Raw genomic sequence first — 14,063 nt, 5'->3', positions numbered from 1 at the left:
TCTGTATCTATCGCGGGAACACTTCCAATTTGCACTAATTCCGCACTCCGTCAATAATTAGAATCATGAAACAGACAGTAAGAGTTGCGGGCGGACAGGGCTTTTGGGGCGATCTTTTGACGGCGCCGATAGATCAGGTACGCAAAGGGCCGATCGATTATCTGATGCTCGATTATCTGGCAGAAGTTACGATGTCGATCGTGCAGAAGCAAAAGCTTCGCGACCCGAATGCCGGCTACGCACGCGATTTCGTCAGTCTGATGCAGGAGATCTTGCCCGATTGCGTCGAAAAAGGCATCAAAGTTCTATCAAATGCCGGCGGTGTCAACGTCGCAGGCTGTGCCGCCGCGATCAAGGATGTCGCACAGAACCTCGGCCTTTCCGGCAAAGTCAAGATCGGCGTCGTCACGGGCGACGACATTCTCGACAAACTCGACACGTTTCTAGCCGATGGTGTTGAGATCAATTCGATGGACGACGGCACGCCTTTGTCGGCGATCCGCGACCGCGTTCAGTCCGCCAACGTCTATCTCGGAGCCGCTCCGCTCGTAGAGGCGTTGGACAAAGGGGCGAACATCATCGTCGGCGGGCGCCTTACGGACACGGGCTTGACGCTCGCGCCGCTGATGCACGAATTCGGCTGGAAGTTTGACGATTGGGACCGCATCGCCGCCGGAACCATCGCCGGCCACATTATCGAATGCGGTGCTCAGGTCTCCGGCGGCAATTGCCAATATAAATGGCAGGAAATTCCCGATATGGCGAATATCGGTTTCCCGATCGTGGAAGTGTCGCCCGACGGTACTTTCATTGTAACGAAGCACGAAGGCACCGGCGGCCGCGTCAACGTGCCTAGCGTTACAGAGCAGCTTCTCTACGAGATGGGCGACCCAAAGGCTTACATCACGCCCGATGTCGTCGCCGATTTTTCATCGATACATCTTGCGGACGCAGGCGAAAACAAGGTCCGAGTCTTCGGCATCAAAGGCAATCCGAACACCGATTTCTACAAAGTCAGTATCGCCTACCAAGACGGCTACAAATCCGTTGGAACGCTCGTTTATGCGTGGCCCGACGCCCTCGAAAAAGCCAAAGCCGCCGACAAGATACTCCGCGAACGTCTCGACAACCTCGGCCTGAAATTCGACCTTATCCTCACCGAATTCGTCGGCGTCAACGCCACACACGGTCACTTGTCAGAACCGCCTGCGTCAGCGGGCGGCCAGTCTGACGATCAACGAACTGGCCCGCCGCTCACGCAGCGGGTTTCGACCTATCCCGAAGTCCAACTCCGCGTCGCCGTCCGCGGCCCAAACCGTGCCGACGTCGAACGCTTTACAAAAGAGATCGCACCGCTTATCCTCACCGGTCCGCCCGCCGTCACAGGCTTCGCCGGCGGCCGTCCCAAGGTCGAAGAGATCATGGCCTACTTCCCCGCCCTGATCCCGAAAGAGTTGATTAAAACAAAAGTTGATATAGTGGAAGCCTAGATGTCTGACTACAAATACACAGCTTATTTCGAGAACGAGGTATTGCGAAAGCGTCCCTATTGCGACGAGAATGGTGTATATTTGTAATCGAGAACGCGATCCATATCGAGGTTCAAGATGATGATCGCGTGCGATTTTGGGCAGAGATCGAGGAGTTTGGAGGCCGCGTCCTTCGCGTTGTGACCTTAGCTGACAGAGTAACGATTCACAACGCTTTTCCGGACAGCAATTTTAAGTTATGAAGATCAATTATTATCCAGACACCGATTCGCTCTACATCGATCTTTCGCACAAAACCAGCGTCGAGAGCCGCGAAGTCTCAGACGGCGTCGTTCTCGATTATGACGAATCCGGCAACCTCGTCGGCGTCGATATCGACCACGCCAGCACCAAGCTCGACATGCGCGAGATCGTCCTCGGAAGACTTCCTGTTAAGTCGGCTCATGTCCTCGCCTAAACGCCGCCCCAAGGTCGAAGAGATCATGGCGTACTTCCCCGCCCTGATCCCAAAATCGTTGATCGAGACGAAGGTCGAAATCGTCGAGGCGTAAGATATGCTTGTTCGCGACATTCTACCAGAGATGATCGCTGAGTTAGAGAGCGGTTTGAAAGAATACGAACGCCCCGAATTGGCTGCTACGGTCGCTAACCTTGTAATGGTCGATAGATGCCGTTGTGGTGACTATTTCTGTGGCACCTTTTACACTGCTCCGAAACCGAGCGGAGCTTGGGGCATCGGGCACGAAACCATCCCTCTTGATTGTGATAATGGCTATTTGAATATCGATGTTCTCAACGGCGATATTGTGAGTATTGAGGTTCTTTATCGAAATGAAATTCGCGACAAGCTAATAGCCGCACTTCCGTAGACAAAGCGACAGAAGCACACACGAAGCACTCCAGCATCCAGCCGAAGCCCTCGAACGTGCTCACGAAGCGTTGCATTTTCCTCACGAAGACGTTATAATCGGTCACGAAGCCTAACAAGTCGGTCACGAAGGTGTCGGAGTGCCTCACGAAGGACCCGAAACGCCTTAAATGCTGACTTTATGACACTCAACGAATTCAGGAGGATTTGAAATATGCCTAACAGTCGAAAACGAGTCTCCAATCAACGAAAAATTAGCCTTTCGATCGTAGCCATAACGGAAAGCTTCAGATGCTGTAAGTGCAACTCGGAAAATTATAATGACAAATGGCAATGCAGTTGGTGCAAGCACGAACGGTGTAAACAGTGTAAAGATCTAGAAGGTTGAGGTGGACTTGCGCATCGTCTTTCAAAATTCGGGAGATAGTTTGCCGGGGTTGCCCATTGGGGTTCTATCAGTGAATCCGGATGGAAGCAATCTCGTTAAGGTAGCAGACGGAGCTTTCGAGCCCTGTTGCTCACCGGACGGAAATTGGATTGCCTATTCGGCCTGGAATCGAAATGGTTGTTACAACGTTCACATAATGCGGCGGGACGGGACCAATGTTATTCGAATCACGGATTATTCGGATGTTGGGGCAAACAGTCCGTCATGGTCGTTTGATTCCACAAAGATTGCGTACACAACCTGCGGCCACAATGTCGAGAATCAGATATGGTGGATCGATCTTATTACCGGGCAACAACATTATCTGGCCGACGGAGGATCAACTCCAGTTTGGACCGCAAACGGTGAAATAATATTTGAAGCTTTTCCAAATGGTGCCGCTACTCAGATGATCGTCGGAGCTTACGGAGAAGACTTAGAAGAATCTGGGCTTTTTGAAATCGGCGATTGGTCGGTCAGATCGTCACCAAGTGGTAGTGAATTCGCATTTTTGCGTAACCGAGACATTTTCTTAATAGATTCGAGTGGAGAGAATCTTCGTTGCATCAGAGAGGACGCGCTCGCAACCGGTCTTTCGTGGTCACCCGATGGACAACAAATAGCCTTTTACGCAGCCAGAAGCCAGAGCGAACGCCCTTGTGGGAAAGAAATCTATGTCATCGATAAGGATGGAAAGAATGAACACAAGATCGTTGCTAATCCGTGGATGGGAGACAGAGTGGGTGAGCTAGTCAATGTTTCTTGGTTTTGTTGAGCAAGCAAGGAGTAACTGAGGAGGAGAAATTATGTCGAAACTTGAGAATGAAGTCCGATTGCTTGAGGAATATAGTAACGAAATTCATGGTCTTAACATGAACTTAATGGAAGCTGATCCTCACACATCTAAACGGATTCAGCAACAAATAGATCAGAAGATGCAAATCTACTGGAAACAGATTGAATTAGTAAGATCTAGTTTTCCCGATGCCGATGACGACGATTTGCACGAGTCAATCTTCTATACCCAGCAAGCAATGACTAAACTCTTTTCTGCTGGACTAATGCGACGAATGTCAGCGCGTTCGGAAACTACCGGAATGCGTCTTGCGACGGGCATGATCGCCAGACAACAGGAAAAGAATAATGCACAGCAATCTTTGGCACTGCTTGATAAGGCTCTCAGTATTTCCGACTATTCGGGGGCAAGATTCGTTAAGGCTCACGTTTACCTATTGTTAAAACAAAACGATCAGGCACTGCGAGAATTGAACTACATCATTTCGAACTTTCCCGACGACGACGTCTATGTTCAAGCAAGACAGATGAAGGACGAGATTGAAAATCCGCCGAAGAAAGGAATGTGCTTCGTGGCTACAGCGGCATATGGCTCGCCGATGGCGCCGGAAGTGATAATCTTCCGAGAATACCGAGATACGAAATTGCTTCCGTCCAAAATTGGCTCGACATCTGTGTCCATTTATTACCGAATCTCACCTTTCTTCGCAAATGTCATCGCAAAACACGAATGGATGCGACGGCTTACAAGAAGATTTGTACTTGAGCCGCTCGTGCGCCGAATCAAAAAATAGGAGTGCGTTATGTCAACAGAAAGATGTCGAGATTGCGACAAACTAGCATCGGTTTTCTCAAATCAGGGAAATGGAAGATGTTCAAAGTGTCACGGATCAGGCAATGATAATTCATGGAGTTCCGGCCTAGTCGATGCCGTATCGGGAAAATATGCGAAATGCTACCAATGCAACGGTACTGGGCAATGTCAAGTCTGTGGCGGAACTGGCGTCGCTCTCGGAAGAACCACGCCGAAATCGGAATGGTATTCAGGTTGGTTTTCCTGACTTGCGATCTCATTTCTCAATCCTTTCCAATTCTCTTTTTCCAATCGTCGGTCATGCGTGCGGCGGCGTTGACCTGCACGCCTTTTTCGATCGAGTCGGAGAAATCCAGGGCGTCGATGTCGTAGATCACGCGCGTTGTCACGGTGACTGCAGTCAGTTCACGCACTTGCCTGAGCGGATCGCTGCATCCAATTTGATACGCACTTCTCCGGCGGCTGCACGGGCGTTACGCAGAGTTTCAGCCGGAACCGTAAATGTTGACGAAATACCGGTGGAGACGGACTTGTCTATAAAAACCGCGTAAGTCTCGACCGTTATCGACTCGGCCTTATCCAATGCACGAAAAATAGGCGTTAACTTGGCCGGATCGGATACATTCGCACTCAGGATGTATGTTGTGCCGGTCGGCCAGCCATTCTGCCGGCCGCCGCTCTCCGCGTCTAGTTCGGCAAGCAGTTCAGTTCCCGCCTTCATCCTTAACCTATACGAGAGAACCATTTCGTCTTCGGCGACTCCCGGAGCAAAAAGCGTTATAGCCGAACGCACCCCACTTGTGCGCTGGACGGTATCGAAGCGGACCCAACCCTTTTTCTCGCCTTCTCCGTCACTAAACCCGTCAGAATCAGGTCCAACGGTGGCACGTCCACTGCCGGAGACATATTGCGCAACTTCGATCGGTTTTCCGTCTTTGATAACAGCGGCCCCGCGAAAATACCAATTGGGCCCGGAGGCATCCGCTCTACACGTAACCTGCGCCGACAAGGGCGTTACCACGATCAACCCAACAATAAACAATAGAATATATTTCATAAGATCATTATCTTCCGTTCGCCTGCTTACCACTAGGAAAGACAGGAGAATCAACAACGACGTTATTCGAGATCATTTTTCAAGAAACCTCGCGATGCCTTTCTTACAATCTTCCGTCATTCTCGCTTTTGCATTAACCCGCACACCTTTGTCGATCGCTTCGGAAAACTCTAAACCATCAATGTCATAAAGCAATTCTTTTGTCATTTCCACGGCCGAACCGCTGACGTTTGCGTAGGCCGACGTGTATTCGAGGACGGCGGTGTCGAAGGTTTCTTCGGGGATAAGCTGATTGACGAGACCGAGAGCGAGGGCTTCGGCGGCGGAGTATTCGAATCCGCGTGTAAGCAGCTCAAAGCTCTTCTTTTCGCCGAGGTTTCTGCGAAGTATCGCGGTTACCATTGCCGGCACGAAACCTATCTTGACCTCGGGATAGCCGAATCTCGCGGTGTCCGTGGCAAGCACGAGGTCGCACGCCGTCGCCAGACCGCATCCGCCCGCTAAAGCCCGCCCATGAACCGCCGCAATAACCGGAACACGCACTTCGCGGATCAACGCGAAAAGATCGCCGAGCCGGCGTGCATCCTCGACATTATCTTCGAACGATGCTGTCGCGATCTTCTGAATGGAAGAAAGATCCGCACCGGAGCAAAAATCCTTCCCGGCACCGCGAATGACGACGCACCGCAGGCTCTCATTAGCATCGGCCGCCCGCAAGGCATCTTTCAACGCTGCGATAAGTTCGTCGTTCAATGCATTACGCTTGTCTGGGCGATTCAGCGTGATGAATCCGATATTGCTTTTAGATTCAGATAGGACAGTGGACATAATTTCTAATTGATAATTACTGATCACTAATTAGATTTTCGCGAGGTTGAAACTATCGAAGAGACTATCTTTACGAGTTCCAGACGATCAGATTCGATAGATCGATGTTCGGCTTCCGTAAGTATTTCGCCGTGATAAAGAACGAGTAACCAATATTCAGTTTCTAAAGCTCGTCGACGCGCGACGCCGAATTCTGAAATAAAAACTTCGCGACTCTCAGCACCGACGGCGGCCTTTACGTGTTTGCCAATATTTGTCCCGGAGATAAGCAATTCTTTCGACAAGACGAACTCCCGCTTTGTTTCGTTGAGGTAATGACACAACTTAACTATGCGCAATGCGAAGTCTAGTGATTTGTCGAGTACGATATTGTTATCCATGATTTGACTACCTCAACTTAATCATCAATTACTAATTCATAATTATTAATTAGATCGAACCATCTTCTAACTCTATGTACATCCGCAGCAATGCCGTCGAAAATGTTTTTCCCTGCGCGTCGGTCATCAGGCTTTTTGTGCCGCCGCCGCCGAGGCTTCCGTGAAGCAGAAAATTCAACGAGTTCAGGTTCGGCAGTTCAAAGCGTTCCACATCGCCTTTGACCATTTCGCCGAAATGCTCCTTTACCCTTTCTGCAGTTACTTCACGAACAAGGACGGGATAATATTCGGGCTTTAACGCGATCAGGCCGACATTCGCGGTGTCGCCCTTATCGCCGCTTCGTGCGTGTGCGATCTTGACCAGTTGTATCTTCATTGTTCGATTATAAGGCGCGTTTTGGATTTTGCGGAACTGCGAACGCACGTTCGATCAAGTTGTCAGCGATCTCATTTATCAAGCCGATAGCAAAAGCATGCTCGGCATCTACGGGTGCCGCCGTAAAGAAGATCTCAAGAGCGTTCGCTTGGCCGATCAGCCGCGGCAGGCGCTGCGTTCCGCCCCAACCCGTAATTATGCCGAGGTTCGCTCCCGGATGCGCGAAGCGAGCATTTCGGGATGCGATACGTATATCGCACGAAAGTGCGAGGTCCAGCGCACCGCCAAAACAATGGCCGTTCACCGCTGCTATTGTCAGTAGAGGCAAAGCAGCGATCTTTGCCATCAAGGATTGTCCAAGTAACGCAAATTCTGCAGCTTTCTCAGGCTCTATTCCCGCGATCTCGCGCAGGTCGGCGCCGGAGGCGAAAGTTTCACCGCTTCCGGTAAATATCACTCGCTCAATTTCAGCGGCCGCGAGTTCATCAAGCACGGTATGCAGTCGGCCGATAATGTCCTTTGACAGGGGATTTCGTATTTCAGCGCGAGTAAAAACGATGACAGCGGCCCTGCCGGAAATATCTACGTCGATCGGTGTTCGCATCGCGTTAGATTAAAACACGATCTAGTGCCGCTTTGCTAAAGAACCGCCAGCTTCGCGGCGTACGGCAACAAGGCCTTTGCACCTAAACCGGTTCCGCGCAGTAAAAGAATGGTCGCCTTTGGAACGGCTTTGAACAGCACAGGCTTTACAACATTCTTTGCAACGACTTTCGTCGCCACCCATGTAACCTTTGCGGCAGATCGAACTATTATCACCGGCACACTCCGGTGGCCTTTCTTTTCCTCGCGGTGCTCCTGCGCATTTGCCGCAACGGCGAAGAAGACCAAACACACGGCGACCAGCAATGTCTTTTTAAAATGAAATGTCATGATCTATGGGGATCGGGAGAAATGAAGAAGTGAACGGCGTTCCGGAGCCGCTCTTGTCATTTTACACTTTTTGCGTTGCAAAATGAAAGTAATTTATCGGGCACTCTACATTCGCATGATCGACATTACCGCCGATTCAAAGGCGCAGTTACAGCAGGGCGGCCGCAAAACCGAGGAAACATGAAATAACTCCAGTTTTGCTCTACATTGACGCAGCTGCCACCCTGCTTGCGTTACAGAAAGCGCCAATTATGCCGGAAATTCAAAAACCTGAACGCATTTCAAGTGTTCGGCGGTATGCTGATCTCCGAAGTGGTAAAAACGCCTCTGCGGGCCTCCGTCAGAATTCCCTTCTCGATATAGATCGGGCGGACGAAGCGGCGCAGACGCGGCAGCGACCAAAAGAACCATGCAGCTGCCGCAACACAGCCGATCCCGCCGAGAAGCAAAGTATGCGGCGCTCCGATACGCTGTGCCAGCGAACCCGCGATCAGGCTGCCGAACGGAGCCGTTCCCATGAACGCCATCGTGTAAAAGCTCATTACGCGGCCGCGTTTATCTTCATCGACAATGGTCTGCAGCAGTGTGTTGCTCGACGCCATCTGAACCATAAAGCCGAGTCCCGTAACGACCATCAGAAGAAGCGAAAGCCAGACGATATTCGACAGCGAAAAGACGATCAAACCGACGCCGAAAACTGCCGACATCAGAGGAATGACGCGGCCGAGGCCGAGGACCGACCGCCTGGCTGCAAGATACGTTGCACCGCCCAACGCGCCGACGCCCGATGCCGCCATCAGCATACCGAGAAGTCCCGGCCCGCCGTGCAGGATGTCGCTCGCGAATATCGGCATCAGCACGGTGTACGGAAAACCGACAAGGCTGACTATCGACAACAGTATCAGAATGTTGCGGATCGGCGGCGAATGCCACGCATAGCTGACACCCTCGCGAAGTTCACCGAGGACGTTGCCGGCTCCCGGCTTTCTGCCCGTAACGATAGGAAGGCCTTTCATCGCAAGCAGCGAACCGATGACCGCCAAATAGCTTGCCGCGTCTATCGCAAAACACCAGCCTTCACCGACGGCGGCGATTATCACACCGCCGATAGAAGGCCCCAGCAGGCGGCTTCCGTTCACGAGTGTTGAATTTAGTGCGATGGCATTGGCGAGGTCGTTTCTGTCGTTGACCATTTCAACGACGAAAGCCTGCCGCGCCGGCATATCAAAGGCATTTATAACGCCTTGGAATACAGCAAGAGCTACGACGTGCCACACCTGCATCGCGCCTGTAAGGTCAAGTGCGGCAAGAGCTGCCGACTGCAGCATTGCGAGTGCTTGTGTCCAGATAAGCACTCGGTGGCGGCTCCAGCGATCGACAAGTACACCTGCGATCGGTGCGAGGATGAAAGACGGTATTTGCCCGGCAAAACCAACGACTCCGAGCAGCAGCGCCGAGCCTGTCAACCGATATATCAGCCAACTGATGGCGATCCGCGTCATCCAGGTGCCGATCATCGACACCAACTGGCCCGAGAAGAACAGCGAATAGTTCCGATGCCGCATAGCACGGAAAACATACGCTATGCCGCCGGTCGGTTGGGCGGCTTTACCGGCACTCATGTCCACTGAAGTATTTTACTGCTGAAATAACCTACGACGGAGGCAGAACGAATGCACCGATGTGAGGCGTTGCGGCGTTCCTACATGTTTCAAGGGCAAGAATGAGCGAATCGCGCAGCTCTTCGGGCATAACCACTGCATCGACAAGGCCGCGTGCCGCGGCGTGTTTCGCATCGAGTTCACGCTCGTAAGTTTCACGAACCGCCTGCATCTCCGCCTGAAGTGCTTCGTCAGGCTCCTTGCCTTCCTTCCTGAGTTTGTCGAGCTGCGTCCCAAAGATCGCCGCAACGGCACTGTCGCCTTCCATAACGCCCATACGTCCGGTAGGAAGCGTGAAAATAAAATCCGGATCGAAACCTTGCCCCGCCATCGCGTAATAGCCCGCACCGGAGCCGTGATTTACCGTGAGTACGATCTTTGGCACCTTTGCACAGGCCATCGCCTCGACAAAACGTGCACCGGCACGGATTATGCCGCTATGTTCGGCCTCAGCTCCGACCATAAAGCCCGACACATCCTGAACAAAAAGCAGCGGCACATCGTGCCGATCGCAGTTCTCGATAAAATAAGCCGTTTTTTCCGCAGATTCCGTATAAACGATACCGCCGAACCGCGGCGGCTCGCCCAGCCGTCCTTTTGACATTCCGCGTGAGTTCGCTATCACTCCGACCGTCATGCCGCCGAGTTTTGCCGTACCGCAGATCATTTCACGCGCGAAATCGGCCTGAAACTCCTCGATCCCTCCATCGTCGAGAAAAGTATCAAGCACGGCGAACATATCGTACGGCGCTCGGTGATCCTCCGGCAAAAGACCGTAGAGTTCCGCACTCTTCCGACCGGCCGCTCTGACGCCGTCATTTGAGATAACACATTTTACCGGCAACTCGTTTATGAGGAGACGTATCTTTTCAAGACATTCATCTTCGTTCTTGGTGCGATAATGCGCTACGCCCGAGATCGCGTTGTGGGTCATCGCGCCGCCGAGCGTCTCATTGTCGATGGTCTGGCCGGTCGCACCTTTTACAAGATTTGCACCGCCGAGGCCCATGAACGACGTGCCCTCGACCATCAAAATAACATCTGACAGGGCGGGAAGATATGCACCGCCGGCAACGCACATTCCCATCACAGCTGAAATCTGCGGCACCTTAAGATAATGCCGCATTATCGAGTTGTAATAGAAGATGCGTGCCGCACCGTATTGGCCGGGGAAGACGCCGCCCTGATACGGCAGATTCACGCCCGCACTATCGACGAGATAAACGATAGGGACGCGGTTGCGCATCGCGATCTCCTGCGCGCGCAGTATCTTCTTGATCGTTTCCGGATACCACGCACCGGCTTTGATCGTCGCATCGTTGGCAACGACCACACACTCACGGCCGCAGATCTTCCCGACGACCGTAACAACAGCGGCCGCGGGTGCCTGTCCGTCATATTGATCGTACGCTACCAGAAGCCCGATCTCCTGCGAAAAGGTGTCAGCATCCAGCAGCTTTGCGATGCGTTCGCGGGCAGTCAGCTTTCCCTGCTTGTGGATCCTTTCGATCTTTGCCGCGCCGCCGCCAAGACGCAGCCGTTCGGCAAGTTCGAGGTATTCGTCAGTTAAGGTTCTGAGTCTGGACATTTAGGATACGGTCTATTTAAGAATGATATTCGAAACACTCGAATCGCTGACGGCCGGTGAACTAATGCTCACAACTCGGATGCGCGCACGCTTTGTCGCCCTGCCGCCAATTCTCACACGCTCACTTCCGTCATTCGGCGTTGACGGCACGAGTACATCCCATGTCGAGGCCTCATCACGCGAAATATCAATGCGGACATCGCCGGAAATGTTATTTGATGTCCACTTAAGTTCTTGCTCGATAAGGCGTGGTATCTGTACATTGCCGTCGAAATTCGTCAGTGTAATGCCGGCTCCGCTGTAACGATAATTTGCTATCCAATCTGCTGTGTTGTTGATCGAGCGGGCGTTGTCGCGTTGGTTGTCGATACCGGTCGGAAGATCCATATAGTTGATCATCGGATTAGAAAAATATGCAACGCGTGTGCAGCCCGATGTGCAGGGATTTGAATACGACATCACCGTGCGGAATTTACCGTTCACATAATGCCCGTAACCATATGGATATGCGGCAGTTCCTCCATTCTCAGGATTGTGGTGGCTCCCCATATTGTGGCCGAGTTCATGCGCAAAACTAAGATTGCCGACCGCACAGGTGCGTGCGGTAACTGTAAAGCCGTTGCCCGGGTTTCCGCCAAGCGGCCCCATAAGATAGCCGATGCCGCACGCGGCCGTCGAGTTGGTGAGCATATCAACGAGATCGGCATTTAGTTCATCGCGCCGCGCATTCGCCGCCGCATCGCCACGAAGATTCGAGAGTTCGCTGCTGAAATCGCCCGTCTCCGTAAGATTGGTAAATTCTGCCCCGACAAGCCGCACGCGCTGACGTATCTTGCTGTTGATATACGCAGTATTCGTTGCATCGATCGCCTGTTGAGCGATCGTCTTTGCCTGAGCATCGCCGCCGGCCGATGTGCGAACGGCCGCAGTGTAAAGAACAAGAACGTCTATCCGATCACCCGAATCACCCGCGACGCCAGGACGGCTCACGCTTGCGAACCGTTCGCCTGCAACCTCGCCTGCACACGGCGGAAAAAGTCTCTGATCCAACTCGACGAGGTAATGCCTGCTTCCCTTTGGTACGATCTCATACACCGCTTCCGGAGTGTAGATCAGCGCCGAAAAACTCTTTTCGATCTGGGTTATGACAACATCGCCGCGAAAGTCGCCGCTCGCGATCTTACCGCGCCATGTGATATTGCCCGCTCCGCGCCGCTCAAATCCTTCAGAGTCAGAACGAACCGCCGTGTACGACTTACCGTTAAAAACGGGCAGTACAAACGTAGCCGATACCGGAAGAAGTGCATCATCAACAGCGATCTCGCTTTCCCGAACCGATGCCACGCTCGAACGTTCATCCGCCGCCTTTGCAGACGGCCTTTCTGTCAGCCGAAAAAGTTCGCGACTGCCTCCATAGGCGGCATTTATGGCAAAAAGGCCGGCAACCGCGCCAAAAAGCATTGAACGAACGATGGAGTTATTTTTCATCTAAAATGAATGTCGGGACCATGCCGCCGCCTGATGATACATTTGCGAGTTCGGTCGTGGACAGCCTGGTGAAGGCCGAACCGACCTTGCCCATAAAAAGCAGCGGATCGAGATCGACGAGCTGCTCGACGAACTCCCAATTGCCGTGATCGTCTGTGATCATCGGGAACATCTCTTTCGCCGTCCTTACGCGTTCCTGCACAAGGTAATCACCATGCTCAAGTGCCGCGGCGATCGCCGCGTCCCATTCCTCGGGTGTTGAGTTCCAACCAATGTAAATACCGCTGCCGCCGTAATCGTCATTTGGTTTTAGGACGAGCTTTTGCGAGTTTGACCGCGCCCACTCGACGAGGTCGATCTCTTCGCCGCGGTTCACCGTTCGTTCATTGCGAAACACTCGCGTCCATGGGACATGAGCCTCGATCGCGGCAAGTTCCGTATCATCGAACAAATGCTCGTACCGATCATTCGTAAGCACCGCAAAGACCGCTTTTTTGTGCACAACCTTGCTGCGGAAGTTGTTGACCATACAGACCTTACCTGCACGATAAGCATCGACCAACGCAGGTTGTTCATCCATTATCGGCAGATATTCGTTGACCAAAAGCCGCTTATACACTATGTCGATCTCGATGCCTCGGCTCCGTAGTCTCGATCCGTCAAACTCCAACTCACGCGGTGAACAGATGATCGATCGATACCCTTTTGATTCGAAGTAGTCACGGAACAGTTCGAATTCCTTTACGGTCGGCAGATCTTCAAGATCAACGATAGCGATCACCGGCGAATGCGGAATCGAGCCGCCGCAAAACTCCTCGTAACATTCCAGCAGCACGCCGAGCAGCTTTGACGAGCCTTCGAGGGCCTCGACAGAATACCGCTCACTGAAACGCCGCATGACCGGAAGCGACATAAAGATATTCGCCGCCGAATCAGAGAACGCAATGCCCGCAGGACTCTCGCCATTGAGTTCAACAAAGCTGTATGTAGAATCGGTCAAGAACGAATCGAGCCGCGAAGTCGGCGAAACATGAGCGTAACCCGGATCGATCTTTATCAGGTGACGTTCGACATCCGAAAACCCAAGCTCATCCAGTATCCCATCGTCCTTTACCGCCGCATCCTTTATCTTCTGGAGTGCTCCGAAGATTGTTTCGCATTGTAGCGTAACCTGCTCCCAACTGCTTCGTGCTACGAAGTGAGGCCGCAGATACGGCGATAGGCGGCGTCCGCCAAAAATGAGCTTTGAGCTCTCGAGTTCATGGTCGAGCAACTCGCGCGAGGCATTTGCGAGTGTCGCATCCGCCATCAACTCGTTGTAATGGGCAACAGCATGTTCCAGCATATCTTCAAACTCT

16 protein-coding genes are annotated in these 14,063 nt (G+C 52.4%); 5 read left to right on the top strand and 11 right to left on the bottom strand.

All coding sequences use genetic code 11. The features are described 5' to 3' along the window. The first annotated feature begins 65 nt into the window (after positions 1 to 65). The 5 genes from HS105_06885 to HS105_06865 all read left to right on the top strand — a co-directional run bounded on the left by HS105_06885 (position 66) and on the right by HS105_06865 (position 4,374). Entirely contained in the window at positions 66 to 1,490 is a 1,425-nt protein-coding gene (locus tag HS105_06885; GenBank protein ID MBE7516317.1) for a DUF1446 domain-containing protein, read from the top strand. Positions 1,491 to 1,728: 238 nt separating this feature from the next. Continuing rightward, entirely contained in the window at positions 1,729 to 1,947 is a 219-nt protein-coding gene (locus HS105_06880; GenBank protein MBE7516316.1) for a DUF2283 domain-containing protein, read from the top strand. A 97-nt stretch (positions 1,948 to 2,044) separates the two neighbouring features. After that, the gene (locus HS105_06875) at positions 2,045 to 2,359 is read left to right on the top strand and encodes a hypothetical protein (protein ID MBE7516315.1); all 315 of its coding nucleotides are present in this window, start codon (positions 2,045 to 2,047) and stop codon (positions 2,357 to 2,359) included. Positions 2,360 to 2,747: 388 nt separating this feature from the next. Continuing rightward, on the top strand, positions 2,748 to 3,560 hold the full coding sequence (locus HS105_06870; protein MBE7516314.1) for a PD40 domain-containing protein: 813 nt from the start codon (positions 2,748 to 2,750) through the stop codon (positions 3,558 to 3,560). Positions 3,561 to 3,591: 31 nt separating this feature from the next. Beyond that, entirely contained in the window at positions 3,592 to 4,374 is a 783-nt protein-coding gene (locus tag HS105_06865) for a tetratricopeptide repeat protein (protein MBE7516313.1), read from the top strand. A gap of 283 nt (positions 4,375 to 4,657) precedes the next feature. Here HS105_06865 and HS105_06860 read toward each other — a convergent pair whose 3' ends face one another. The 11 genes from HS105_06860 to HS105_06810 all read right to left on the bottom strand — a co-directional run bounded on the left by HS105_06860 (position 4,658) and on the right by HS105_06810 (position 14,050). After that, positions 4,658 to 4,807: a hypothetical protein gene (locus HS105_06860; GenBank protein ID MBE7516312.1), complete on the bottom strand. Its 150-nt coding sequence runs from the start codon at positions 4,805 to 4,807 to the stop codon at positions 4,658 to 4,660. Further along, a complete protein-coding gene (locus tag HS105_06855) occupies positions 4,795 to 5,451 on the bottom strand; it encodes a hypothetical protein (protein MBE7516311.1) in 657 nt (218 codons plus the stop codon). The genes HS105_06860 and HS105_06855 overlap by 13 nt, the downstream gene beginning before the upstream one ends. 72 nt (positions 5,452 to 5,523) lie before the next feature. Continuing rightward, positions 5,524 to 6,279, bottom strand: coding sequence for an enoyl-CoA hydratase/isomerase family protein (locus tag HS105_06850; GenBank protein MBE7516310.1), 756 nt, complete (start codon positions 6,277 to 6,279; stop codon positions 5,524 to 5,526). 26 nt (positions 6,280 to 6,305) lie between these two features. Further along, positions 6,306 to 6,659, bottom strand: a complete 354-nt coding sequence (locus HS105_06845) for a four helix bundle protein (protein ID MBE7516309.1) — start codon at positions 6,657 to 6,659, stop codon at positions 6,306 to 6,308. 49 nt (positions 6,660 to 6,708) lie between these two features. After that, entirely contained in the window at positions 6,709 to 7,035 is a 327-nt protein-coding gene (locus HS105_06840; protein MBE7516308.1) for a hypothetical protein, read from the bottom strand. 7 nt (positions 7,036 to 7,042) lie between these two features. After that, positions 7,043 to 7,639, bottom strand: a complete 597-nt coding sequence (locus HS105_06835) for an enoyl-CoA hydratase/isomerase family protein (protein MBE7516307.1) — start codon at positions 7,637 to 7,639, stop codon at positions 7,043 to 7,045. Between the two features lie 35 nt (positions 7,640 to 7,674). Beyond that, complete coding sequence (locus HS105_06830) at positions 7,675 to 7,968, bottom strand: hypothetical protein (GenBank protein MBE7516306.1); 294 nt, start codon at positions 7,966 to 7,968, stop codon at positions 7,675 to 7,677. A 281-nt stretch (positions 7,969 to 8,249) separates the two neighbouring features. Next, positions 8,250 to 9,590 (bottom strand): MFS transporter, encoded by a 1,341-nt coding sequence (locus HS105_06825; protein MBE7516305.1) that lies wholly within the window; start codon positions 9,588 to 9,590, stop codon positions 8,250 to 8,252. Positions 9,591 to 9,621: 31 nt separating this feature from the next. Beyond that, a complete protein-coding gene (locus HS105_06820) occupies positions 9,622 to 11,217 on the bottom strand; it encodes an acyl-CoA carboxylase subunit beta (protein ID MBE7516304.1) in 1,596 nt (531 codons plus the stop codon). A gap of 12 nt (positions 11,218 to 11,229) precedes the next feature. Beyond that, positions 11,230 to 12,705: a hypothetical protein gene (locus tag HS105_06815; GenBank protein ID MBE7516303.1), complete on the bottom strand. Its 1,476-nt coding sequence runs from the start codon at positions 12,703 to 12,705 to the stop codon at positions 11,230 to 11,232. After that, positions 12,695 to 14,050, bottom strand: a complete 1,356-nt coding sequence (locus HS105_06810; GenBank protein MBE7516302.1) for a hypothetical protein — start codon at positions 14,048 to 14,050, stop codon at positions 12,695 to 12,697. The genes HS105_06815 and HS105_06810 overlap by 11 nt, the downstream gene beginning before the upstream one ends. Positions 14,051 to 14,063 lie beyond the last annotated feature (13 nt).

This window comes from Chloracidobacterium sp. (assembly GCA_015075585.1).
GTDB lineage: Bacteria > Acidobacteriota > Blastocatellia > Pyrinomonadales > Pyrinomonadaceae > OLB17.
The sequence above is the reverse complement of the archived record's forward strand: the minus strand, read 5'-3'. Positions and strand labels throughout refer to the sequence as shown.

Coding starts and splice junctions, on each gene's coding strand:
- HS105_06885 (MBE7516317.1), top strand. CDS start 66: ATGAAACAGACAGTAAGAGTTGCGGGCGGACAGGGCTTTTGGGGCGAT.
- HS105_06880 (MBE7516316.1), top strand. CDS start 1,729: ATGAAGATCAATTATTATCCAGACACCGATTCGCTCTACATCGATCTT.
- HS105_06875 (MBE7516315.1), top strand. CDS start 2,045: ATGCTTGTTCGCGACATTCTACCAGAGATGATCGCTGAGTTAGAGAGC.
- HS105_06865 (MBE7516313.1), top strand. CDS start 3,592: ATGTCGAAACTTGAGAATGAAGTCCGATTGCTTGAGGAATATAGTAAC.
- HS105_06855 (MBE7516311.1), bottom strand. CDS start 5,451: ATGAAATATATTCTATTGTTTATTGTTGGGTTGATCGTGGTAACGCCC.
- HS105_06850 (MBE7516310.1), bottom strand. CDS start 6,279: ATGTCCACTGTCCTATCTGAATCTAAAAGCAATATCGGATTCATCACG.
- HS105_06845 (MBE7516309.1), bottom strand. CDS start 6,659: ATGGATAACAATATCGTACTCGACAAATCACTAGACTTCGCATTGCGC.
- HS105_06840 (MBE7516308.1), bottom strand. CDS start 7,035: ATGAAGATACAACTGGTCAAGATCGCACACGCACGAAGCGGCGATAAG.
- HS105_06835 (MBE7516307.1), bottom strand. CDS start 7,639: ATGCGAACACCGATCGACGTAGATATTTCCGGCAGGGCCGCTGTCATC.
- HS105_06830 (MBE7516306.1), bottom strand. CDS start 7,968: ATGACATTTCATTTTAAAAAGACATTGCTGGTCGCCGTGTGTTTGGTC.
- HS105_06825 (MBE7516305.1), bottom strand. CDS start 9,590: ATGAGTGCCGGTAAAGCCGCCCAACCGACCGGCGGCATAGCGTATGTT.
- HS105_06820 (MBE7516304.1), bottom strand. CDS start 11,217: ATGTCCAGACTCAGAACCTTAACTGACGAATACCTCGAACTTGCCGAA.
- HS105_06815 (MBE7516303.1), bottom strand. CDS start 12,705: ATGAAAAATAACTCCATCGTTCGTTCAATGCTTTTTGGCGCGGTTGCC.
- HS105_06810 (MBE7516302.1), bottom strand. CDS start 14,050: ATGCTGGAACATGCTGTTGCCCATTACAACGAGTTGATGGCGGATGCG.